Raw genomic sequence first — 23,007 nt, 5'->3', positions numbered from 1 at the left:
ATCAATCTATCGATAGGTAGAATAACCCAGGAGAGTTGCCATGCGCTTTCAGGACAAGGTCGCGATCATCACAGGAGGCAGTTCAGGCATCGGCAAGGAAGTGGCGACCCGATTCGTCGCGGAAGGCGGTTCTGTCGTCATCGTCGGACGCGATGCCGCCAAAGCCGAGGCCGCTACCAAGCAAATCGACGCGACCGAAAAGCGCGCGATCGCCCATGTGGGCGACATTTCCCTGCCGGCGACAGGAAAAGCAGCGGTAAAGACAGCGCTCGATCGCTTTGGCCGCCTAGACGTCCTGTTCAACAACGCCGGCATCTTCGGGCCGAAGCCATTCCTCGATGTCACCGAAGATGAATACGATCGTTTCCTGAACATCATCCTCAAGGGCAAGTTTTTCATCGCGCAGGCGGCGGCGAAGGCCATGAAGGCTGCGGGCCGCGGCGGCGCGATCGTGCAGACCGGCTCTATGTGGGGCCTGCAGGCGATCGGCGCCACGCCGTCATCGGCCTATTCGGCGGCCAATGGTGGCGTCCATGCGCTGGTCAAGAACCTCGCGATCGAGTTCGCCCCCGACAAGATCCGCGTGAATGCGATCGCGCCCGGCGTGATCGAGACACCGGTCTTCAGCACGTTCCTGACACCGGAACAGGTGAAGACCGTTTTGCCGACCTTCAATGCGATGCACCCTCTTGGCCGCAACGGTCAGCCCGCAGACGCGGCCGAGGCGCTTCTGTTCCTTGCCTCGGATCAGGCGAGTTTCATCACCGGGGTCATCCTTCCGGTCGACGGTGGCGTCATGGCTGGCAGGCAGTGATCGCGCGTGACCAGGTCGACGTCCGACATCGGTGATCCGTCCCGCGCCCGACCGCGCGGGGCCAACCTCCCCATCACGCCCCTCCCCTCCCTTTCCGGCGCAGGCCCGTCACGAACGGAGAATCCCAGTGGGTACAAACGTTCAAAAGAAACTCTTCACGCCCGTTCAAATCGGGCCAATCACACTGAAACACCGTGTCGTCATGCCGCCGATGAGCCGGCTACGGGCGCAGCCAGGGACGGGCATTCCGAGCGACTTGCAGCGCGAATATTATACGCAGCGTGCGTCTGACGGCGGGCTGATCATCACGGAAGCGACAGCGATCGCGGCGTCCGCGCGAGGTTACTACCATGCGCCCGGTCTCTACGCCGACGACCATGTGGCGGCCTGGAAACGGATCACGGATGCGGTTCACGCCAAGGGCGCATACTTCTTCACGCAGCTTTGGCACGCCGGCCGCACGACACACGCCTCGATCACGGGATCGCAGCCGGTTACGGCATCTGTCGATCCGACTTACTGGGCTGATCCGAGCATCGTGGTCGATACGCGTGACGGGTTTCGTCAGACATCGCCGCATCGAGCGCTGGAGACGGCGGAAATCGCCGGTGTTCTCGAACAGTACCGCGCGGCCGCCCAGAACGCGAAGAAGGCGGGTTTCGATGGTGTCGAACTGATGGCGGCCAACGGCCACCTGATGGATCAGTTTCTGCAGGACAACACCAATAAGCGGACCGACCAATACGGCGGTACGGTCGAGAATCGAAGGCGTCTTCTCGTCGAGGTCGTCCAGACGTTGGCCGAGGTCTGGGGTGCGGATCGGGTCGGGGTTCGGCTCGCGCCAAGCGGGACGTTCAATGGCATGGGCGACAGCAACCCCCGTGCGCTGTTCCGCTCGGTGGCAGAGCGGCTCGACGGTTTCGGGCTCGCGTATCTTCACCTCATCGAACCGCGGGTGAAGGGCGGTGAGACCGTTGCCGAAGCGCAGGCGCCAGTCGCAGCCCAGGAATTGAGCAAGATCTTCAAGGGACCAGTCATCGCAGCCGGTGGATTCAATCCGGAGACGGCCGAGGCAAGCGTGGTCAATGGCGATGCGAGCCTAATCGCCTTCGGCCGTCACTTCATCGCGAATCCCGACCTGCCCAGGAGGATCGAACTCGGCTTGCCGCTGAACCCATATGACCGCAGCACCTTCTATGGCTACACCGCGCGCGGCTACACCGACTATCCCACCTACGAAGCGTCCTTGCAGGCTCTGCTTCCCACTTCCTGATTGAGATTGTGAAAGCCCTGCCGATCGTCCGCGCGTCGGCAGGACCGATAGCCGAGCTCATCGGGCAGGATCGCGGAATGGCGGAATGGATGGTTTCGTGCTCAGAAATGGCGAAAATAGTTTCGGTGAAACAGCGGGACAGCCGCAGGCTGACGCCATGTCGCCGTCTTCGACGGCTCGGTTCTCTGGCCGGAAGCTGCGCATGTTGCTTTGTTGTGCAGGCGCGCCCTTCCTCATCATGCTCGACACCAACATTGTCGCCGTCTCACTGCCGTCCATTGCGCGCGACTTGCGCGGCGGATTTACTGATGTCGAATGGGTCGTCAGCGCGTATATCCTTCCGTTCGCGGCACTGCTGATGCCTGCAGGCGCCTTGGCCGACCGTCTTGGACGGCGGCGCATGCTGCTTATCGGGCTGTCGATCTTCACATTCGCCTCCTTTCTCTGCGCTGCGGCACCCAACCTCGCTACACTGAACGGGGCGCGCGCATTACAGGCGGTCGGCGCGGCGCTCCAGCTGACGTCGTCGCTGGCCGTCGTCGCACACGGATTCGAACCTCACGAACGAGACCGCGTCTACGCGATCTGGGGCACCGTAATGGGCATGGCACCGCCTCTCGGTCCGATCCTCGGCGGCCTCGTTACGTCCTATCTGGGATGGCGATGGGCGTTTTACATCAATTTGCCGTTGGGCGCTGGATTGATCGTCCTCGCCCTGACGTCGGTCGCGGAATCTCGCGACCCGAAAGCGTCAGGCTTAGACTATCGGGGAATCCTCCTCTTTGGCGCCGGTCTTTTCAGCGTCGTGTGGGCTCTGATCGATGCAAATAGCATCGGCTGGGAGAGTGCGCCGACAATCATCAGACTCGCCGCAGGCGCGGTCCTGCTTGTGGCGTTCGTTTTTGCCGAACGCAAACACCCACGCCCGATGATCGACCTGTCGATATTCCGCGATCCGACCGTCACCGGAGCAGCCGTCGCTATGCTGGGTTACGCGGCCGCAGCACAAGTCATGATGACGATCCTTCCGCTCTATCTCCAGGATGCGTTTGTGCTTTCGCCGGCGATCGCAGGTCTCGCAATGATACCTTTCGCATTGCCGCTGCTGATCGGTCCCAGCGTGGGCGGCAGGCTCGCGACGCGCATGTCCAGCCGTGCGATCCTGAGCTTCGGTCTCGGATTGGTCGCGCTTGGCAATGCGATCGCGGCAGCAGCCGTGCTGGCGGACCTCGCATATTGGACGGCTGCGATCGGCATGTTCATCACGGGATCAGGCGCGGGCCTGCTAAACAGCGAGACGGCGAAAGCTCAAGTCAGCTCCGTTCCGCCAGAGCGCGCCGGGATCGCCTCCGGATTGGCAAGTACGACGCGGTTCATTGGCATCATCGCCGGTGTCGCGGGGCTGGGCGCAGTGCTCGCAGCCGTGGCCGAGGCCAGCCTTCGAAGGCTTGGAGCGCCACTCGTGCTCGATCAGAGGGTCAATTGGCACGACCTGAGCCTTCGGATCGTAGGTGGCGACGCGAGTGGTGCTTTGTCTGCTTTATCAGATCCGATTCGAATCGCCCTCCAAGGCACAGTGCACGCCAGCGTAGCAGCCGGCTTCGGTGCTTCACTCTCCGTTGCCGCGGTCGTCGCAGTTTTTGCAAGCCTGGCGAGTTGGCGGCTCATCCGGGCGGCTGGAACGCGCTCATCCTAGAGCGGGACACGCAGCATATGTTTGCCACCGACCTGCCGGCACCGCGCTTCGTGCAGCGTCGTCATAGGTGGCGGGGTCGATGTGCAGGTCGAGCAGGAGGTCCGGGTACGCCGACCAAAGGCAGTTCGACTGCCTCACCTGCCTGCGACAAGTCGCCGACGCTCCATCCGCTTAAGTCACCATGGACTACGAATGAAGGGTGGCGAGGTAGGCATGGATCTGAGCCACAGCCGCGGCACCCTCGCCGACGCCGGCCGCCACGCGCTTCACTGATCCGCGCCGCACGTCTCCGATCGCAAAAACACCGGGGCTGCTGGTTGCCAACGGCAATTGCGGATCGCTACCGGTGGCGACGAAGCCCTTGTTGTCCAGGGTGATACGCCGATCGAGCCACTGCGTGTTGGGATCGGCACCGATGAACAAGAACATGTGCCGTGCGTCGACCCGGCGACTGTCGCCGCTCTCACGGCAGGTCATGTCGATGCTTTCCAGTGTACCATCTGCCGTACCCGACAATCCGGTGACGGCGGTGCGGACTCGCAAGTCGATATTGGGCGTCGCCTTGATCCTGTCGATGAGGTAGCGGGACATGGAGGCATCGAGGCCCGATGAGCGGACAGCCAGGTGTACCTGGAGCGCGTGCGCGGCGAGGAAGACAGCCGCCTGCCCGGCAGAATTGCCTCCTCCGACGAGAACGATATCGCGGCCTTTGCACAGCGCCGCCTCGATCGTCGTCGCCCAGTACGAGACGCTGGTTGCCTCGAAGCGGTCGAGGTTTTCGATCTCTGGCCGCCGGTAACGCGCGCCTGACGCAATCACAACCGTTCGACCATAAATTGAAACGCCATTGTCGAGTGCCACGCGGTGCAACGGTGGCTGCGAGCAATCGAGTTCGACGACCGAGACCGGCACCGCAAATTGAGCACCGAATTTCTGAGCTTGAAGAAATGCGCGCGCCGTAAGCGCCTGGCCGGAGATGCCGGTCGGAAATCCCAGATAGTTCTCGATCCTCGAGGATGCGCCCGCTTGGCCACCGAACGAGCGGCTATCGACAACCAGAACGGAGAGCCCCTCCGATGCCGCATACACGGCAACAGCGAGGCCTGCCGGCCCCGCGCCAACGACGATCACGTCGTACGTCGTTCCAGGCTTGATATCGGGAACGATTCCCAGGCCCACCCCCGCTTCGGCATCGCTCGGCCGGCGCAGCACCGTCCCGTTCGGACAGATCAGGATCGGCAAATCGGCTGCCTGTACGCCGAGGCGCTCGACAAGGGCTTTGCCTTCAGTACCACCCGCATCGATCAGCGAGTGCGGGTAGCTGTTCCGGGTAAGCAGGCCCCGAAGGCGAACCGTCGCCGGCGATCCCGCTTCTCCAAGGATGACCGAACCAACGCTGTCCCCCTCCAGCAGCGCGGCGCGCCGTAGGATAAAGGCTCGCATCATCAGTTCACCGATGTCCGCGCTGCTGATGAGCAGAGCTCGAAGGTGAGGGAGATCGAACGGATAGGCCGTGCACCCGTCCGGTCCCGCGCAGACCATGGCCAACGAAGCATGCCCGGCAAGATCGCTTACTTCTCCGCTGAACTGACCTGGTCCGCCGGTGGCAAATATCCCCTCCCGGCCCAGACCATCCCGTCGTCTCGCAACGATGCCCCCCTCGACAACCAGCCACACGGCCATGTCCCGATCGCCGACATCGAGAAGCTTTTCGTCCGGTGCAAAACGCCGCTCAGGACCGCTCGCGAAACGAAGAGCGAACTGTATTTGAGCCGGAGTCAGCGTCGGAACGATTTGGGCCAGTCGGTCGTCAAGCAGCATACCCAGTGCCTCGCTGATGGGATTCGGCTCGTGCGACGCCGAATCGTACGGGTCAGATTGGTCAGCCGGCCCAATGGCCGCGCAGCAGCCGATTGAATGCGTCCGCCCGCTCCTCGGGAAAGAAAAGCCGCGCTCCAGAGAACTCGACAGGCGGTCTCGCTCCTGGGATCGCCTCTGCCAGCCAGTGCGCCCATTTCACCGGAAAGTAGACATCGTCCGTGGCCCAGACGATCAGCGTCGGCGCCTTGAGCTGACGCAATTGGGGCTCGATGGCCAGAGTGTGCTTATTGTCGAATGCGCCGACGAAGCGCTCCAGATCGTGGGCACGCTGCTCGTTGCGCAGGTGTGGCCGCAGGTAGATTTCGATATCTTCATCCGTGACGGCTTCGGGGTGCTCGTAGGCCGGGCCAAGCGCAGCTGGTGAGCGATAGATCGATTTGTCGCCGAGCATTGCGTTGAGGGTTTTGCTCAGCCCGCCGGCAGCAACCATTTCCACGAAAGGTTTGAACGCTTCGGGCGGCCAGTTGTCATGGGTATCGCAGTTGGTGAGCGTCAACGTCCGCACCCGATCCGGATTGAGCGCGGCGAAGATCTGGCAAATTCCGCCGCCGCTATCGTTTCCGACCAGATCGACCTGATCTATATTCAGCGCGTCGAGCACTTCCTTCAGCATCTTCGCGTTGGCGGTCACAGACACATCCTGAGCCGCTGCGATCTCCGTATCGCCGTGCGCAAGCAGATCGACCGCGATGCAGCGCCGAAAATCTGAAAGCGCGCCGAGCTGGTAGCGCCACATGTGCTTGTTCAGCAGCACGCCGTGCACGAAGAGAGCGACCGGTCCCGATCCCACTTCCACGTAACCGATTCGGCCTGACGGCGTGTCGACGTGGCGAACGGCCGGCGTATCCTGTTCGTTGCTCATGAGGTCCTACTCCGCTCTATCGATAGGTAGATCACGGGATAACGCTAGAAATCTCTGCCGTCAACGTCTATCTATCAGTAGAGATAGGAAATGCGATGAACGAAACGGCAGAGCGCCTGATGGACCTGGCCGAGGCTCGCATCCGCGAAGCGGGCTACCGTGGCTTCAGCTTCCGCGATCTTGCAGCCGAGATCGGCATCAAGAGCGCCAGTGTCCACCATCATTTCCCGACCAAGGCGGGAATGGCCGCTGCGGTCGCGCGCCGATACGGGGATCGCTTCTTCGAACTGGTCGCGCGGCGGGGTGATGAGAGCGGCGACGAGGCGGTTGCGATCTATCGATCCGCGTTTCGCAGCGCGATCGAACGGGATGGCCGGATGTGTCTAGGCGGCATGCTTGGCGCTCAAGCGGGCGGTCTGCCACCCGAGATCGTGCAGGAAATCGAGATGTTCTTTCGACGCTGCATCGACGACCTTTCGAGCAGAATTGGCGGAGCGGATGCTGTGGCTCGCGCGTTCCATGTGATGGCGGCCTTGGAAGGAGGCTTGATTCTTGCGCGTGCTTATGGCGACATCTCTGCGTTCGATCAGGCGACCGCGGGGCTTACCGGGCCCACATTCGCAGTCGCCTGATGATTGCGCGAAAGCGCGCTGTCATGCTCCCGGCTCCGGGCTGAAGCGACCTCACCATCGCCGCGGACGTTTTGTCTGATCACTTCGCCCATCTATTCGCCGATCTGACAACAACAATGGCGGAACGCTAATCGCTCGAGGAGCTTCGGCGAGGGCGAAACGTACGCAAGGTCACGGAGTAGCGCAGAACGTCCATCGGCGCGATGCTGTGCTGCCAGCTGTTCCGCACCGGGCCATGGAGCAAATACACCGATCGTGGTTCAACATGCGCGGACCGGCGCTCCCAGCCCTCTCCCAGCCTCCGACGCAGCCGCAATGTGCAAGGCGCGAGAAACGACACTGCGACGATATCTTCATACGACGGTCGGTCGCGGTGCCAGCCGATTCCAGCACCCTGCGCATACTCCGTCACCATGAGCTGTTCAAACGCCTCGGCCGGTACGCCGCTGATCTGGCTTGCAACGTCGGTGAGCGGCAGAAGGTAATCGGGAATGCTCGCATCGGAGCGTGGCTCTTGGCCTGCGAAGACATACCTGTGCCCGAAGGTGTATATGCGGCGATTGCCTTGATGGCCGTGAAATTCGAAAGGCTTCAGGGGCAGCTTTTCAAATCGCTGAACGAGGCTCTTTTCGTCGGCGGTCGATATCACATCCGGGATATAGCGGAAACCGGCAGGCAGCTCAGGCTCGCCGAACAGGTCGCCCACGCCGCTGATGGGATTGCTGGTGTACTTCTTCGCTGAAGCGCGTTTCACGGGCATCGAACCTGGTGAGCGGACGGCCCGCCCCCGAGCAACCATGCCACCAACCGGTGCCGGGCGGATCCGGGCAAGAAAAGAATGCCTGTTTCGTCAGGCTTGGACAAAATTCATTGGCCCAAGGAAGTCCATCTTGCCGACGTCGACGCCGCCGTTGCGGAGGACCGCGTACGTCATCGCAATGTGGAAGTAGACGTTCGGAATCGTTATCTGAAGCAGATAATCTTCGCCGCCGATGACCTTCCCGGGAACCCACGAAAGGCTGACTTTGCGATCTTGTGCGCCTTCGTATTGTGCCTTGCCTACGCTTTCGGCGAAATCGACAGTTTTCCGAACGCGAGCGCGCAGCTCTTCGAGGGTTTGCTCATTGTCTTCGTGCTTTGGAGGCGTCTGCCCGGAAAGCCAGGCGGCGGCGGCTTTGACATAGTCGCAAGCGCTCTGCACCTGGTAGATCAAGGGCTTCATGTCGCGCGCGAGACGGCCGTTCAACAGCACACGGACGTCAAACTGCTTGGCAGCCGCAAATTGCTCGGCCTTGTCGAGCAAGACCTCCACAGTCTTCAAGGACTGGACGCACTGCGAAACGACTTGATAATACATGGGATCTTCCTTCGGATGCTCATTCGTTGAGGTGATTTTCCTAATCCGGCGTTCGCCAGCTGGCCGTCCTCCAGGCGTCGCGGGCAGATTACGAAAAGAGCTTGCTCGCCTTCTTCTGGAGAGCCTCCATCGTCTCGATGTACGGAATCGGCCCGTAGCTCACGCGGGCAACGCCCAGTTTCGCGAGTTTGTCGTTCGACGGGACGCCTTCCATGACCATGACGTTGACCGGCAGCGTCGCTTCCTCAGCAATCCGACGGATATGGTCGGCCTCGGTCAGCCCGGGAATGAAGAAGCCGGACGCGCCGGCCGACGCGTATGCCTTCGCTCTTTTCAGGGCCTCGTCGACATCGCCGCTGTTACCGAGGAACACGTCGGTTCGTGCGTTGATGAAGAGAGGAACGCCCTTCCGCTCGGCAGCATGGCGAATCGCTGCGATCCGTTTCGCCTGTCGATCAATGTCGTAGAGTCCTCTGCCCTTGACCACGCGGTCCTCGAAATTGATACCGATGATTCCAAGATCGAGAAGCTTGGAAATGTTCGAGGCCAGCTTGCGATCATCGTCGCTATAGCCGCCTTCGAAGTCCACGGTCACAGGCACGTCAACTGCCGCCGCGATCCGCTCGACGATCTGTTCGGCAAGAGGAAGCGGAAGGTCCTCGCCGTCCTCATATCCCTGCGCACTGGCGACAGACCAACTGCTGGTCGCGATCGCCGTCGCGCCGGCATCGACGATCGTTTTCGCACTGCCTGCATCCCACGCGTTGTAAAGTATCAAGGGCGTCCCTTTAACGTGAAGGGCGGCGAATTGTTTAGCTTTCTTGGTCTGGCTCACTGTCATCCTCCCGTTCTGAGATTGCTCAATGGTGAAATCGCAGACAGACTTGGAGTCGAAGACTTGCTTGCACACACTGCCGGCGACCGTGACCCGCCGCGCAGCATTGAGCAGCGGGGTCACGGTCGGCTGCCACGCGTCACTGAGCGGCATGGTCTATCTATCGATAGATCGTCCCAGTGGTACGCTCGCTATCCAACCATGTCAACCTCTATGAACCTTCGGTAACTTCGAAGGCCCACCGCGAGAAACGTAAACCTGAGGTACCGGACAAAGCTCCTTGGGAGGCGCCGCGACAGGCCTGGTGTAGGACCTAAGCCGCCAGGCCGCACTCTCTTCGGCCTCCTCCTGGTCACCACCCGAAGCCCTCTTCAGGAAGCGGGCCAAGGCAGCTTTCGTGAATCGCGGTCCAATGCGTAGGCGGTCTGCAGATATCAGGACTGCAGCAGATTTGATGAGCACGTTGGGATGATTCCGGAAATGGCATTTAGACGACAGAGGCGTTGGACCGATTGTCCGCTTGGCGTCAAGAGCTGTCGTTCCATAAACCTTCATTCCGCGGATTGAGCTCTCAAGCGAGGATTGGCCTCGATCATTTTTGTCGAGACGAAGGGCCGTAGAGAACGGCTGCTGAGCTGTTCAAATTCGGCTGAGCCCAAGCAGCGAGCGGCGACAACGACGGGCGCGATATTCGCAGCCTCCAACACCTCGATCAACGAGACAGAACGCCGCTCGTTCGAAGGAGCAAAATCGCGCAGACTTGCGTAGTACGCTGCGCTACGCGCGAGTGGCCCAATGCACACCAAATTGCGACATCAATCGCCTGCGCACGCCTCAAAACCAGATCGGTACTGCATTTGGTACTGCACAGCCGATCGGGACCGCGCTTAAGAGCTGATTGTACTTCGCTTTTTGAGATGTCCCGGTCCGATCCATCAACGGGGCTACAGAAAAACGTCTATCTAACATATTGTTTTCATTTATCTTTGTAGTTTGAGTCCGTCCAACCGATTATTGGGCCGACAAATAATCCGAGCGATCGAACTAACGCGTTTTCCTTTCTTTTCAACTAGTTGAACCAATTCTGGCTTCTGCATGTAATTTGCCTTCGTCGATTCCTCCTCGATCCAGTACTGCATTGCTGTACTGGCTGAGCGCATGCAGTACCGCGTTGCTGCACGCTGCCGGCTACGACCTCGACCGCTGCGATCACTCTGGGTTGAACAAACGATTAGAAAGCCGATCCAAGTCAGGAGCAAAGTAGAGCCGCGCTTTGCCGGTGCCTAGGGCTCGCAACGCTCCGATCGAAGTTTCGGCCATCGCAGAGTAAGAGAACTTGCGTACGGCGGGAGGAGCCACACAGCGTTAGATGTATCAATCGCGAAGAAGGACCAAAGATTTTCCAGCCAAAATGGTGTCGAACCTCAAACCTTGGGGGGGTGCTTGGGGACGACCTAGTGTAATCTGCTAGACATAAGGCATTTGTAGATTTGAAGCGCGCGTGGCTTCCCACTGTGAACGCCTAAGGGCCCCTTCCCCTAGCCTGATTCCGAACTGATAAGCTCTCTACTTATTCCTTATCAGTCGCGAGATACTGTTTGCGCATAACGGCTGCTTTGCGCCAGGAGCGGCCGGTCAGGAATTTGGTTCGCGGAAATCCGGACTGCTGAGTCGTTATAAGCGGCGCGCTTATCGGGCTAATCGACCATCGAGTGAATCCTTCATCCTACATTCGGAACACACCGTAGTGTGGCGAGGCAATCGGCGCGTTGAGAGCTGCGCTCAGCGAGATGCCGATGGCATTGCGGGTGTCGACGGGATCAAGGATGCCGTCGTCCCAGATTTCCGATGTGGCGTAATAGGCGCTCGATTGGCGCCGATAGTCTTCCAGAACCGGATCGCGAATGGCCGAGGTCTCCTGTTCGGACAATTGCAGGCCGCTGCGGGCGAGCTGCCGCAGTTTCACATCGGTCAGGACACCGGCCGCCTGCTCAGCGCCCATCACCGAAACCTGGGACTGAGGCCAGGAAAACATGAACCGCGGGTCGAAGGCACGTCCCGACATGCCGTAGGTTCCAGCGCCGTAAGATCCGTTGCAGACCACCGTAAATTTCGGAACGGACGCACCGGCCACTGCCATAATCAGCTTTGCGCCGTCCTTGGTGATACCGCGCCGCTCGTACTCGCGTCCGACCATGAAGCCGGTGATGTTCTGCAGAAACAGTAGCGGCGTCCGGTTCTTGTCGCAGAGCTGGATGAAATGCGCGCCTTTCAGCGAGCTGTCGTTGAACAGCACGCCGTTGTTGGCGAGTATTCCAATCTGATAGCCATGCACGCGGGAGAAGCCGCAGATCAGCGATTGACCGTAGCGCGGCTGGTATTCGTGAAAGCGGCTGCCATCCACCATGCGCGCGATCACCTCGCGCATATCAAACTGCACCCGGGGATCCCGGGGGATAATGCCGTAGAGTTGTTCCGGATCATACGCCGGCGGCTCCGGCTCGATCCAGTCGACGCCTGCCTTTTCAGGCCGTCGAAACCGTTCGACAATATCCCGGGCGATCGCGATCGCATGCAGCTCGGAGGATGCCGCATAGTCTCCGGTTCCCGATACGCTGGTATGCATGTCGGCGCCGCCCAGTTCCTCGACGGTCACTTCCTCGCCGGTCGCCGCTTTCACAAGCGGCGGGCCTCCGAGAAAGATCGCTCCGGTGCCACGAACAATGACGTTGTAGTCACTGAGCGCGGGAATGTAGGCGCCACCGGCGGTGCAATGACCCATCACCACGGCGACCTGGGGCACGCCCATCTTCGACAGGATGGACTGGTTGCGGAAGATGCGTCCGGCGAAATAGCGGTCTGCGAAGAATTCGGCCTGCAGCGGCAGAAAGCCGCCGGCGCTGTCGCAGAGATGAACGACCGGAAGATGGTTTTCGATCGCAATATCGAGCGCGCGCACGATTTTCTTGACCGACAGCGGATACCACGCCCCGCCCTTGACGCTCGCGTCGTCGGCGTGAACGATGACTTCCTTGCCGGATACGATGCCGATTCCCGTCACCTGGGCCGCGCCCGGAACCTCGCCGTCATAGGCCATGTTACCTGCCAGCGTCGAAAGCTCCAGGAACGGCGTTCCCTGGTCGAGTAAGGCTTCGATACGGTCGCGGACGAACATCTTGTTCTGACGGCGAAGCCGTTCCCTGTCACGTTCGGGCCGAACGTGGCGCGCGACTTTCTGGCGTTCCTTCAGCTCGGAGGCGAGACGCCGGTTGTGCATGTCGTTGGCGCGGTAATCATCGTCGCGCGTGTCGATCAGGGAGCTGACGCGCTGCATTTCAACTATCCTCCCGGGAAAGCGTCACCAAGGCCGCATCACGATCAAAACTCTCCCCTGCCCTGACATGAATTTTCTCAACGATGCCGTCTTGCGCTGCGCGGATCGTCGTTTCGAGCTTCATGCTCTCGATAACGGCTACCACGGCGCCCGCCGCCACCCGTTCGCCAACAACCGCCCTCACCGACACCACGACGCCGGGCATCGGGGCTCGGGCAATATGGTGTCCGGCGGTGTCCGCCTCAACCGCGAGGGCAACCAGCGGATCAACATAACGCACGGCATACGACCTGCCGCGAAGATGTATGTGAACCGTATCCCCTTCGACCACGTAAGCGATCGGTTCGCTGCTGCCGTCAACGGTCAGACGTCCCTCGCCACCTCGGGTTTGGGCGAGCGAGACAGCCGCACTTCCTCCCTCAGCAAGCGCCAGGCGATATCCCTCCGGCGAGCGCGAAAGCCAGATCGCGTGAGGTTCCCCACCAATGTCGAAGGTGTGATGCACGTCAGTTTCTCCAGCTTCCGATGGAAGCATGCAGGGCGGGTACGGCATGCGCCGCGTCACGCACCGGTCTGGTCAGCAGCGCCGTCGCCGCCAACAACCGCATTTGGATACCCTCGTCAGGCGCAGCCCCCTTGGCGATGCCCGGGTGTTCGTCGAGATAACCGGTGTGGACCTCGCCGGCCTTAAAGCCTTCATCGCCCAGGATGCGTCCGAGGAAAGCAGCATTGGTCTCGCATCCCAGCAGGACGAAATCCTCGATGGCCCGGCTTGCGCGCGCGATCGCCTCGCTTCGGGTCGACGCATGGACGATGATCTTTGCCAGCATCGGATCGAATGAGGTCGTAACAAGCTGTCCCTTGGCGATGCCGCTATCGACGCGGACCCCCTCACCTTGCGGATATGCGAGCGCCAACACCTTGCCCGTCGTCGGCGCAAAGTCACGCTCAGGCGCCTCCGCGTAAAGCCGGGCTTCGATGGCATGGCCGCTGGCCCGCACATCTTCCTGTTTGAAGGCGAGCGGATGGCCGGCCGCAACGACTAGCTGCTGCTCGACCAAGTCCAATTCGGTCGTCATCTCGGTCACAGGATGTTCAACCTGCAGCCGCGTGTTCATTTCGAGAAAATAGAACTCGCCTTGCCCGTAGATAAACTCCACGGTTCCGGCATTCCTGTACCCGGCTGCCCGCGCAATGCCCGCGGCTGTCTCGCAGATGGTCTTGCGGAGGTCGGCCGAGAGCGCCGGCGACGGCGTTTCTTCTATGATCTTCTGGAAACGCCGCTGCACCGAACATTCCCGTTCGTGCAGGTGCACCACATTGCCGAAGGAATCGCCGAGAACCTGAACCTCGATATGTCTTGGTCTTTCGACGAACCGCTCGGCATACAATCGGCCATCGCCGAAATAGCGCAGCCCTTCGCCCCGCGCCTGCGCCACCGCATCGTCGAGCTCGGCGAGATCGCGAACAATGCGCATACCCTTGCCGCCTCCTCCTGCCGATGGCTTGACGAGAAGAGGCGCACCGACCGCGCGCGCGCGGTCAAGAAAGGTGCCGGGATCATCCTCCTCGATAGCAGATGGCGCCACTGGAAATCCGCTGCGCGCAACAAAATTGCGCGCCCGGATCTTGTCTCCCATCAACTCGATCGCGCTGGCAGACGGGCCGACAAAAACAAGTCCAGCGGCTCCGACCGCGCGGGCAAAGCCCGCATTCTCGGAGAGAAAGCCATAGCCGGGGTGAATCGCACCGGCACCAACTGACAAGGCAGCGGCGATGATCTGGTCGGCATCCAGATAGGACGAAACAGGGGTTTTTCCGGATATATTGATCGCGTGATCCGCGAGCGTCACCGCGAGGGACCGAGCATCGACCTCATGATAGACGACCGCACTCTGCAATCCGAGCTTCTGCACTGTCCGGATGATGCGAACGGCGATTTCGCCGCGATTGGCGACGAGAACCAGACCGAACGAAAAACGACCGATCACCGGACACCACAAATGCCGGAGGTCAGCATGAGTGTGAGGTCACGAGCGGTTTGCGTAACTCGAAGCTGGCCCTTGCCATTGACATGACGCCAGGCCAGATGCTCGATCGCGCCAAAGAGCACGTCGCGCAGAAGCTTGGGGTTCACGTCTGGCCGCACCTCACCCGCCTTCACCGCATCCCTGACGATGCGAATGAGTACGGAAGTGTACTGCCTGTTCAACTCCTGGATCGAAGAGCCCTCGTAGTCGCTTGCGGTCCTTACCTCAGAAATAAACAGACGACACAGATCGGTGTCCGCCACAAAGACCTGCAGATGCCTGCGAATGAGGGCTTCGAGCCGCGCGGTAAACGCGTCGTGCCTGAAGGCCTGGGTTTCGAGATCAAGAAGGATCCGCTCGTAGAATTTTTTGAGCACCTCATACAGCAATTCCCGCTTGTTGCGGAAATAACGATAGACGAGACCATCGGAAATCTGCGCCGTGCGTGCAATATCGGCGATCGAAGTTGCCTCGTATCCCTTTTCGGAAAAAGCGCTCTTGGCGGCTTCAACGATCGCATCGTAACGATCCTGCATTCGCTGCGGGCTTATCGCTGGCATGTCTGCACCCAGATGTTGTCGCGAATGCGTTTCAGGTCGCACACCGGCGCACCCAATCCGCATATTGAATATCATTCATCTTGTGCTTGTCAACGCCGAGCGTGGTTCCGGCGGAAATCATCGCACTGCAATATCCACCGGTGCGACAACAGCGCGATTGACAGAAGCTCGCCTTCGTATAATGAATGATATTCATTATGAGCCGCGATCGCACGGCCGGCACCAGGGCGGAAAGAGAGCGCGCATGAGCACAGGTCATGCTGGATCGAGCGGCGACAATCGCATATCCACGTTCGGTCTTGACGAGCAGCAGCAGACAATCCTCGATCAGGCTGACCGCTTCGCCCATAAGGAGCTTTATCCGCTCTGCGAGCGAATGGACCGGGACGAGTGGTGGCCGGAAACGGCGTTTCCCAAGATCGGCGACAATGGCTTCTTCGGCGTCACCATTCCCGAGGAGTACGGCGGGTCCGGCCAGGACCTCCTGGCCGCAGGCCTTGTGCTGCAAGGCTTCGCCCGCTGGAACCATGCCATGGCGCTGTCCTGGGTGGCGCACGACAATTTGTGCGCCAACAACATCTATCGCAACGGCAACGAGCAGCAGCGCCGCAAGTATCTGCCGGATCTCTGCGCCGGCCGCACGATCGGCGCACTGGGCCTCACGGAGCCTGGCGCGGGTTCCGATGCCCTGGGATCGATGCGGACCACCGCGCGCAGAGATGGCGATCACTACGTCCTAAATGGCAGCAAGATCTACATTACGAACGGACCTGTTGCCGACGTCCTCCTCGTCTACGCCAAGACCGACCGCGGCAAAGGCGCGCATGGCATTTCCGCCTTCATCATCGAGAAGGATTTTCCCGGCTTCAAAGTCGCCCAGAAGCTGACCAAGATGGGCTATCGGGGCAGCCAGACCGCCGAACTCGTCTTCGAGGATTGCCGGGTGCCCGCCGAAAATCTCGTCGGGAACGAAAACAGCGGCGTATCCATCGTGATGAGCGGACTGGACCTCGAACGCGCGATGATCTCGCCTCTGTGCCTCGGCATTTCAGAGCGGGCGCTGCAACTTTCCATCGACTACGCGCAAACCCGCCAGCAATTCGGCAAGCCTATCGGATCGTTCCAGATGGTGCAGTCGATGCTCGCCGATATGTATGTCCAGGTCGAAACGATGCGAACCTTCACCTACCGCACGCTGGCGGAAGCGGCATCGCTGGAAATCGGCGGCGGCGGCCGCGGTGACATCCACAAGCTGACCGCGGCCTCGGTGATGTACGCGGCCGAGGCCTGTCATGCGGTGCTCGACAAGGCCGTGCAGATCCACGGCGGCAGCGGCTACATCTGGGAGTCCGAGATCAACCGGCTGTTCCGGTCGATCAAACTGCTGGAAATCGGTGCAGGCACCACGGAGGTTCGCAAGATGATCATCGCCGGCGAATTGCTGAAAGGCGGCGGTCGCAATGTCGCCTGAACCGGCCGACGCCAATTCTCCGCCGCCACCGGAACCGTTCGGCCTCACGGATGACGAACTCGCCATTCAACGGACGGTGTTCGCGTCCGATGCGCTGGGCGGTATGGTCGTGGTGGTCACGGGCGCAACAGGCGGAATTGGACGCGCCATTGCGTGGCTGTTCGCGCGGCTTGGCGCGCACGTAGTCCTGGTGGGCCGCAATCAAGCCAAGCTTGACGCCTTGACGGCACGCATGACGCAGCACGCGATGACGGTTTCGTCATTTGCAGCCGATATCAGGGACCCGGATGCGGTCCAAACGCTGTTTGACGCAATCTGGAAAGCCCGAGGCCGCGTCGACAGCCTGATCAACAGCGCCGGCGGCCAGTTTCCGCAGGCTGCGATCGACATTTCCGTGAAGGGCTGGAACGCCGTCATCGAAACCAATCTCAACGGCACCTGGTACATGATGCAGGCCGCCGCACAGCATTGGCGCGACGCCAGGCATCCCGGCAGTATCGTCAATATTGTGGTCGTTACTACCCACGGGCTCTATGGCATCGCGCACAGCGTCGCCGCACGCGCTGGAGTCGTTGGCTTGTCTCGCAGCGTCGCAGTCGAATGGGCGCCTCTGAAGATCCGCGTCAATTGCGTGGCGCCGGGCCTGATCGAGACCGAGGGCTGGAAGGTATATTCGCCGGAAGCGCGTGCTGCCTATCCGCGATCCAACCCGATGATGCATGCAGGGTCGGCATGGGATGTCGCGGAGGCCTGCGTCTATCTCGCCGGACCATCCGGGGGATTCGTAACGGGCGAAACCCTTACCGTGGATGGCGGCGGCCAACTCTGGGGCGAAACGTGGACGACGGGTAAACCGCCCTACTTCGGCGGCGAGACCCGCTAGGCGGATGACGGATAGAGGAACGCACCCAATGAATGCGTCGAAGCCGAACCAACAAGGCATTCTCCCGCGCGATCTCTTTGCGGGGAAAACGGTCTTTGTCACCGGCGGCGGCAGCGGAATCAATTTGGGTATCGCACGAACGTTCGCAGGCCTCGGCGCCAATATCGGACTCTGCGGACGATCTCAGGAGCGGCTCGATGCCGCGGCAGCCGGCTTGCGCGAAATCGGCGCCAGGATATCGGCTACTTCAGCGGATGTCCGGATGCCGGATCAACTGCAATCTGCGATGAGCGCCTCCCGCGACGCTCTCGGCGACATCGACGTCCTGATCTGCGGCGCCGCGGGTAACTTCCTCGTCAAGGGCGAGAATCTTTCGTTCAACGGGTTCAAGACGGTCGTCGACATCGACCTTGTCGGGTCTTTCAACGCCAGCCGGATTGCCTTCGAGCAATTGCAGCGGACGCGAGGCTCGATCATTTTCATTACGGCACCCATGGCGCATCTGCCCCATGCCTATCAGGCCCATGTCGGCCCGGCGAAAGCTGGGGTCGAAATGCTGATGAAAAACCTTGCGCTTGAATGGGGCCCTTACGGCATTCGCTCCAACAGTATCATTCCCGGCTTTGTCGGGGATACCGAAGGCATGCGGCGGATTTCTTCCGCGGAGGACAGGGGCAATTTCGTGGCCAACATCCCGCTGCGCCGCATGGGCGTCACGCAGGAGATCGGTGAAGCGGCGGCGTTTCTGGCTTCACCGCTCGCATCGTACATCACGGGCACGTCGCTTTGGGTCGATGGCGGACAGGCGCTATCCGGTTCCGGCTTCTTTAACGTCAATAGCGCCGCATTCCTGGCGAACGCTGCGGGCGCATAGACTCGAATTCGATTCAAGACCGAAGTCAATTCGGCATCAACATCACCACAGGGAGCGACCGCAATGTACCCAGGCATGCATGCTAAACCGAAGGGTGACCAGCCCGCCTTCATCATGGCGCAATCGGGCGAGACGGTTACCTACGCCGAACTCGAAGCACGCACCAACCAGCTCGCGCACTTCCTGCGAAGCCGCGGCCTGAAGCGTCTCAATCATTATGCGATCTTCATGGAGAACAATGCGTGCTATCTCGAGTGCTGCGGAGCAGGCGAGCGCGCCGGCCTCTACTTTACCTGCATCAATTCATTCCTGACGCCTCAGGAGCTCGCCTACATCATTAACAACAGCGAATCCAAGGTGCTGATCCTTTCGGAAGAAAAGCGTGCCGTCGCCATCGAGGCCCTTAGCCAGTGCCCGAAAGTGGAAGTTGCGCTGGTCGTGAATGGTCCGGGCGACGGCAATCGCATCCTCAATTTCGACGATGCCCTGGCATCGATGTCAACGACTCCGATCACCGACGAATCGGTCGGCACTGCAATGCTCTATTCATCGGGCACCACCGGTCAACCGAAAGGCATTATCCGCCCCCTGCCTGAACAACCGCCGTCACAGCAGCTCCCGTTGTTCGATTTTCTTCAGAAGCTTTGGCGCTATCGGGAAGGACTGGTCTATCTGTCCCCTGCTCCGCTCTATCACTCAGCGCCGCAGGCAGCCGTCAATCTCGTCATTCGCAATGGCGGAACCGCGATCATCATGGAGAATTTCGATCCGGAGCGTTACCTTCAGCTTGTCGAAAAATACCGGCCGACGCACAGTCAGCTGGTGCCGACCATGTTCTCCCGGATGCTCAAGCTGCCGCAGGCCGCAAGAGAACGCTATGATCTGTCGTCCCTCGAGGTCGTTATCCACGCGGCTGCACCCTGCCCGGCGCAGGTCAAGGAGCAGATGATAGAATGGTGGGGTCCTATCATTCACGAATATTACGGCGCGACGGAGGGGCTGGGGTTTGCCGCCTGCGACAGCGCCCAATGGCTGGCTCATCGTGGTACGGTTGGCAAAGTCATGCTTGGAGACCTGCATGTTCTGGACGAGAACATGCAGCCGTGCCCAAAAGGCACATCGGGTACGCTTTGGTTCAAGACCGCCACTCCCTTCGAGTATTTCAACGATCCGGCGAAGACGGCCGACGCACGGTCACCTGACGCATCGATGAGCACGGTGGGCGATGTCGGGTACGTGGACGACGATGGGTTCCTGTACCTGACGGACCGGGCCACCTTCATGATTGTCTCCGGCGGCGTAAATATCTACCCGCAGGAATGCGAGAACCTCCTGATCACACACCCAAAGATCGCCGACGCTGCTGTCTTCGGCGTCCCAAACGAAGACTTGGGCGAAGAAGTAAAGGCGGTTGTGCAGCTGATGCCCGGCATAAAGGCAAATTCCGCTCTTTCGGACGAACTTATCGCCTTCTGCGCCAAGCACCTGTCGCGCCGGAAGTGCCCGCGTTCGATCGATTTCGAAACCGAACTTCCCCGCTTGCCGACGGGCAAACTCTACAAGCGCTTGCTGCGTGATCGCTATTGGGGCGATCGCAAGAGCAGAATTATATAGCAGCGGAAATCAGAATGCGAAGTCGCGGCCAGTACGAAAAAACCCTTCTCTGTGGCACCAGATCTATTGCAATGGCGCCGAGTGTTACTACGGATCGGGAAACTTCAAATGCGCAACGTCAAGCCATGTCGGTTAGACGCGGCTCTTCGCGCCTGCCATCACCCCTATGGGGCGCTGAGCGGCGGCGACACCCAAGATTGCGGACGCTACGCCTTGTGATGATGGAGCGGGAATCGCCGTTAGACCTGAGTTCGCCACCAAACGCCTCGAAATCCTATCGACAGAATTTTCCGGCTGCCAATGACTAAAATCGGCCGGCTCGAAATCACGCTGGGGAGCACGCACATGCCTGAGGAAAGTCTGTATCGAAATCTTATTTCTCGCGTCAATCTCGGCGACCTTCTGATCCGCAGCGCTGCGCGGGCTCCGGGTCGGCTCGCCATCGTCGATGCGGATCGTCGCCTCACCTACCGCGAATTCAATGAATGGGTAAACAGAACAGCGCATGGACTCACGGGCCTCGGCTATCGGCGCGGCGATGCCCTGGGATTAATGACGGCGAACAACGCGGAATTTATTGTCACCTATTTCGCCTGTGCCAAACTGGGCCTGGTGTGCGTGCCCATCAATCTGTTCTGGCGCTACGGTGAACTTGCCTATGTGCTGAATCATGCCGCCGTCAAAGGCGTCGTGGTCGAGAGTGCACTGATCGAACAACTTGAGGGCGCGCTGGGCGATACCGCCGGTGTGAAGGACGTGGTCGTCATTGGCGACGTGGGCGATACGGCGATCGCAGATCGCCGGACCGTTACCTTCGACGCGCTGCAGAAGGGCATGCCCCAACACGAACCGGCAGCTTTCGTCACAGACCGCGACCCGATATCGTATCTTTACACCAGCGGCACCACCTCGGCGCCCAAGGGCGTGGTCAGCAGCCATCTGGCGGTCTATCTTGAGTCCCTTGGGGTCGCACTCGACACACGCATGACGGCGGACGATCGCGTGACGGCTCTCATGCCGTTGTTCCACACCGCCCAGTTGAATGTCATCGTGACGCCGGCGATCGCGGTCGGCGCTGCTATTTTCATTCAGCGTGGTTTCGACGCGGATCGCCTTCTCACCCTGATCGAATCCGAGCACCTGACCCTGACATTCGCATTGCCTATGATGTATCGCGCCATGCTGGAACAGCTAGATCAGCATGATCGCGACGTTTCGAGCATGCGTCTTGCGATTTATGCGATGGCGCCGATGCCGACCCACGAACTACAGAACGCGATCGCGCGCTTCGGTTGCGAGTTCGCCCTGATGTTCGGCCAAACCGAGATGAACCCGCTTGCAGTGTATTTCCGGCCGGAGCATCAATTGAGCCATCCAGGGGCGGTCGGCACGCCGTCAGCCAATGTCGAAGTCGCGATCATGGACGAAGCGGGCCGGTTTTTGCCTCAAGGTCAATCAGGTGAAATCGTCTATCGCAGTCCGCAAGTCATGTCGGGCTATCTGCACGATCCCGCCGCCACTGCCGCGGCCTTCGTCCATGGCTGGTTTCACTCCGGCGATTCCGGCCATTTCGACAGGGACGGCATTCTGTGGTTCGAGGACCGATTCAAGGACGTAATCAAGAGCGGCGGCGAGAACGTCGCGTCCATTGAGGTGGAAAAGGCGCTCTACGCCGCTGATCCCGGCGTGCAGGAGACAGCCGTAATCGGTCTGCCGCATGATCGCTGGGGCGAAGCGGTGACAGCACTCGTCATTCTCAAAGCTGGGCATACGATCGATGAAGAGACCCTTCTGAGGAAAGTGCGGAGTCATCTCAGCCCGTTCAAATGCCCGAAACGCATTATTTTCACCGAGACAATGCCGAAGACCGCAACCGGCAAGATTCAGAAGGCGAAGCTGCGAGCCGAACTGGTCGGGATCTACCGAACTTAGGACACGCCCGGCGTCGATGAGCACGGTCGGCGCGTTGGTCCTTGCGATGCCGCAGGCGGCCTCACAGAGCGGACTGCGTCCCCTGGTCCGCATCAAGCGTTCCGATCGGCGGCCGTATGACCTTCGAATACACTAGGGTCTGTTGGGATTCATCGGGAGTTTATCACGGCCGCGGCCAGATGGACCATGGAGGCGAAGCTTTGATCGGTTTTGTCGGCACGCATGGCGATGCGTTTGAACTCCTTGAGCTTGCCAAAGAAGTTCTCGATGAGGTGCCGCCATTTGTACATCTCCTCGTCGATGGCAAGAGGCTTTGCGCGACGCGGATGCTGGGAGATGACGACCTTGGCGCCGCGCGCGTCGAGTTCGGCGATGATGGCGTTGCTGTCGAACGCCTTGTCGGCGATCAGCGCGTCGAAGGCCAATCCCTCAATGAGCGGCGGCACGCCTACCGTGTCGAAGCGCTGTCCCGGCAGAAGCACGAAGCGCACGAGATTGCCGAGCGCATCGGTGAGCGCCAGGATTTTGGTGGTCATGCCGCCCTTCGAACGGCCGATCGCCTGGCTTTGAGTCCCCCTTTTGCGCCCTGTCCGTGGCGGTGCACCTTGACGATGGTGGCATCGACCATGGCGTATTCCATGTCGGGATCGTCGGAGACGGTGTCGAACAGCCGCTTCCAGACATCCGCCTTCACCCAGTCGCGGAAGCGCGTGAACACACTGTTCCAGTGGCCGAACGAGGGCGGCAGATCCCGCCAGGGACTGCCGGTTCGGGCGATCCACAGCACGGCCTCGACAAACAACCGGTTGTCCTTACCGCGGCGGCCGGGATCGCCCGGCTTGCCAAGACAAAGCGGCTCCATCTTCGCCCATTGGGCGTCAGTTAAAACGAATCGGTCCATCCGCAGCTTGAATCACAACCAAGCCCGGATGAGAATCCTGAATCCCAACAGACCCTAG

The 23,007-nt window shown here is 60.4% G+C and carries 18 protein-coding genes and 1 pseudogene; 9 read left to right on the top strand and 10 right to left on the bottom strand.

Translation table 11 applies throughout. The annotated features are described in order from the left end of the window. The first annotated feature begins 40 nt into the window (after positions 1–40). The 3 genes from V1283_RS10735 (at position 41) to V1283_RS10725 (ending at position 3,783) form a co-directional block, all read left to right on the top strand. Positions 41–814 carry an SDR family NAD(P)-dependent oxidoreductase gene (locus V1283_RS10735; protein ID WP_334386446.1) on the top strand — a complete coding sequence of 258 codons (774 nt, stop codon included), beginning with the start codon at positions 41–43 and terminating at the stop codon, positions 812–814. Between the two features lie 127 nt (positions 815–941). Then, a complete protein-coding gene (locus tag V1283_RS10730; protein WP_334386444.1) occupies positions 942–2,087 on the top strand; it encodes an alkene reductase in 1,146 nt (381 codons plus the stop codon). Positions 2,088–2,289: 202 nt separating this feature from the next. Then, positions 2,290–3,783 (top strand): MFS transporter, encoded by a 1,494-nt coding sequence (locus V1283_RS10725; RefSeq protein WP_334386443.1) that lies wholly within the window; start codon positions 2,290–2,292, stop codon positions 3,781–3,783. Positions 3,784–3,969: 186 nt separating this feature from the next. Here V1283_RS10725 and V1283_RS10720 read toward each other — a convergent pair whose 3' ends face one another. Both V1283_RS10720 and V1283_RS10715 read right to left on the bottom strand, forming a co-directional pair. Then, positions 3,970–5,604, bottom strand: a complete 1,635-nt coding sequence (locus V1283_RS10720; protein ID WP_334386442.1) for an FAD-dependent oxidoreductase — start codon at positions 5,602–5,604, stop codon at positions 3,970–3,972. A 61-nt stretch (positions 5,605–5,665) separates the two neighbouring features. After that, complete coding sequence (locus V1283_RS10715; protein ID WP_334386441.1) at positions 5,666–6,526, bottom strand: alpha/beta fold hydrolase; 861 nt, start codon at positions 6,524–6,526, stop codon at positions 5,666–5,668. Between the two features lie 95 nt (positions 6,527–6,621). On the opposite strand from V1283_RS10715, the gene V1283_RS10710 reads away from it, so the two are divergent. After that, positions 6,622–7,158 carry a TetR/AcrR family transcriptional regulator gene (locus V1283_RS10710; RefSeq protein WP_334386439.1) on the top strand — a complete coding sequence of 179 codons (537 nt, stop codon included), beginning with the start codon at positions 6,622–6,624 and terminating at the stop codon, positions 7,156–7,158. A 127-nt stretch (positions 7,159–7,285) separates the two neighbouring features. Here the strand turns inward: V1283_RS10710 and V1283_RS10705 are convergent, their stop codons facing one another. The 7 genes from V1283_RS10705 to V1283_RS10675 form a co-directional block, all read right to left on the bottom strand. Then, complete coding sequence (locus V1283_RS10705; RefSeq protein ID WP_334386437.1) at positions 7,286–7,912, bottom strand: alpha-ketoglutarate-dependent dioxygenase AlkB; 627 nt, start codon at positions 7,910–7,912, stop codon at positions 7,286–7,288. Positions 7,913–8,008: 96 nt separating this feature from the next. Beyond that, positions 8,009–8,515 (bottom strand): DUF1993 domain-containing protein, encoded by a 507-nt coding sequence (locus V1283_RS10700; protein WP_334386436.1) that lies wholly within the window; start codon positions 8,513–8,515, stop codon positions 8,009–8,011. An 88-nt stretch (positions 8,516–8,603) separates the two neighbouring features. Then, the gene (locus tag V1283_RS10695; RefSeq protein ID WP_334393020.1) at positions 8,604–9,350 is read right to left on the bottom strand and encodes an isocitrate lyase/PEP mutase family protein; all 747 of its coding nucleotides are present in this window, start codon (positions 9,348–9,350) and stop codon (positions 8,604–8,606) included. A gap of 1,726 nt (positions 9,351–11,076) precedes the next feature. Further along, positions 11,077–12,684 carry an acyl-CoA carboxylase subunit beta gene (locus V1283_RS10690; protein WP_334386435.1) on the bottom strand — a complete coding sequence of 536 codons (1,608 nt, stop codon included), beginning with the start codon at positions 12,682–12,684 and terminating at the stop codon, positions 11,077–11,079. Between the two features lies 1 nt (position 12,685). Continuing rightward, positions 12,686–13,189, bottom strand: coding sequence for a DUF2118 domain-containing protein (locus V1283_RS10685; protein WP_334386434.1), 504 nt, complete (start codon positions 13,187–13,189; stop codon positions 12,686–12,688). A 1-nt stretch (position 13,190) separates the two neighbouring features. Then, a complete protein-coding gene (locus V1283_RS10680) occupies positions 13,191–14,675 on the bottom strand; it encodes an acetyl-CoA carboxylase biotin carboxylase subunit (RefSeq protein WP_334386433.1) in 1,485 nt (494 codons plus the stop codon). Beyond that, entirely contained in the window at positions 14,672–15,250 is a 579-nt protein-coding gene (locus V1283_RS10675) for a TetR/AcrR family transcriptional regulator (protein ID WP_334386431.1), read from the bottom strand. The genes V1283_RS10680 and V1283_RS10675 overlap by 4 nt, the downstream gene beginning before the upstream one ends. Before the next feature lie 268 nt (positions 15,251–15,518). On the opposite strand from V1283_RS10675, the gene V1283_RS10670 reads away from it, so the two are divergent. The 5 genes from V1283_RS10670 (at position 15,519) to V1283_RS10650 (ending at position 22,048) form a co-directional block, all read left to right on the top strand. Further along, complete coding sequence (locus V1283_RS10670; RefSeq protein ID WP_334386430.1) at positions 15,519–16,745, top strand: acyl-CoA dehydrogenase family protein; 1,227 nt, start codon at positions 15,519–15,521, stop codon at positions 16,743–16,745. Continuing rightward, positions 16,735–17,628 (top strand): SDR family oxidoreductase, encoded by an 894-nt coding sequence (locus V1283_RS10665; RefSeq protein WP_334386429.1) that lies wholly within the window; start codon positions 16,735–16,737, stop codon positions 17,626–17,628. The genes V1283_RS10670 and V1283_RS10665 overlap by 11 nt, the downstream gene beginning before the upstream one ends. Before the next feature lie 28 nt (positions 17,629–17,656). After that, positions 17,657–18,502, top strand: coding sequence for an SDR family oxidoreductase (locus V1283_RS10660; protein ID WP_334386428.1), 846 nt, complete (start codon positions 17,657–17,659; stop codon positions 18,500–18,502). A 63-nt stretch (positions 18,503–18,565) separates the two neighbouring features. Further along, complete coding sequence (locus V1283_RS10655) at positions 18,566–20,116, top strand: AMP-binding protein (protein WP_334386427.1); 1,551 nt, start codon at positions 18,566–18,568, stop codon at positions 20,114–20,116. Between the two features lie 345 nt (positions 20,117–20,461). Further along, positions 20,462–22,048 (top strand): long-chain-fatty-acid--CoA ligase, encoded by a 1,587-nt coding sequence (locus V1283_RS10650; RefSeq protein WP_334386425.1) that lies wholly within the window; start codon positions 20,462–20,464, stop codon positions 22,046–22,048. A 149-nt stretch (positions 22,049–22,197) separates the two neighbouring features. Here the strand turns inward: V1283_RS10650 and V1283_RS10645 are convergent. After that, positions 22,198–22,910 (bottom strand): annotated as a pseudogene (locus tag V1283_RS10645) (IS5 family transposase). Positions 22,911–23,007 lie beyond the last annotated feature (97 nt).

Source organism: Bradyrhizobium sp. AZCC 2262, assembly GCF_036924535.1.
Classification (GTDB): Bacteria; Pseudomonadota; Alphaproteobacteria; order Rhizobiales; family Xanthobacteraceae; genus Bradyrhizobium.
The sequence above is the reverse complement of the archived record's forward strand: the minus strand, read 5'-3'. Positions and strand labels throughout refer to the sequence as shown.

Bases quoted from the DNA above. Each gene is read 5' to 3' on its own strand.
- V1283_RS10715 (WP_334386441.1), bottom strand. From the start codon at position 6,526: ATGAGCAACGAACAGGATACGCCGGCCGTTCGCCACGTCGACACGCCG.
- V1283_RS10660 (WP_334386428.1), top strand. From the start codon at position 17,657: ATGAATGCGTCGAAGCCGAACCAACAAGGCATTCTCCCGCGCGATCTC.
- V1283_RS10720 (WP_334386442.1), bottom strand. From the start codon at position 5,604: ATGCTGCTTGACGACCGACTGGCCCAAATCGTTCCGACGCTGACTCCG.
- V1283_RS10710 (WP_334386439.1), top strand. From the start codon at position 6,622: ATGAACGAAACGGCAGAGCGCCTGATGGACCTGGCCGAGGCTCGCATC.
- V1283_RS10665 (WP_334386429.1), top strand. From the start codon at position 16,735: ATGTCGCCTGAACCGGCCGACGCCAATTCTCCGCCGCCACCGGAACCG.
- V1283_RS10690 (WP_334386435.1), bottom strand. From the start codon at position 12,684: ATGCAGCGCGTCAGCTCCCTGATCGACACGCGCGACGATGATTACCGC.
- V1283_RS10650 (WP_334386425.1), top strand. From the start codon at position 20,462: ATGCCTGAGGAAAGTCTGTATCGAAATCTTATTTCTCGCGTCAATCTC.
- V1283_RS10670 (WP_334386430.1), top strand. From the start codon at position 15,519: ATGAGCACAGGTCATGCTGGATCGAGCGGCGACAATCGCATATCCACG.
- V1283_RS10655 (WP_334386427.1), top strand. From the start codon at position 18,566: ATGTACCCAGGCATGCATGCTAAACCGAAGGGTGACCAGCCCGCCTTC.
- V1283_RS10735 (WP_334386446.1), top strand. From the start codon at position 41: ATGCGCTTTCAGGACAAGGTCGCGATCATCACAGGAGGCAGTTCAGGC.
- V1283_RS10700 (WP_334386436.1), bottom strand. From the start codon at position 8,515: ATGTATTATCAAGTCGTTTCGCAGTGCGTCCAGTCCTTGAAGACTGTG.
- V1283_RS10675 (WP_334386431.1), bottom strand. From the start codon at position 15,250: ATGCAGGATCGTTACGATGCGATCGTTGAAGCCGCCAAGAGCGCTTTT.
- V1283_RS10725 (WP_334386443.1), top strand. From the start codon at position 2,290: ATGTTGCTTTGTTGTGCAGGCGCGCCCTTCCTCATCATGCTCGACACC.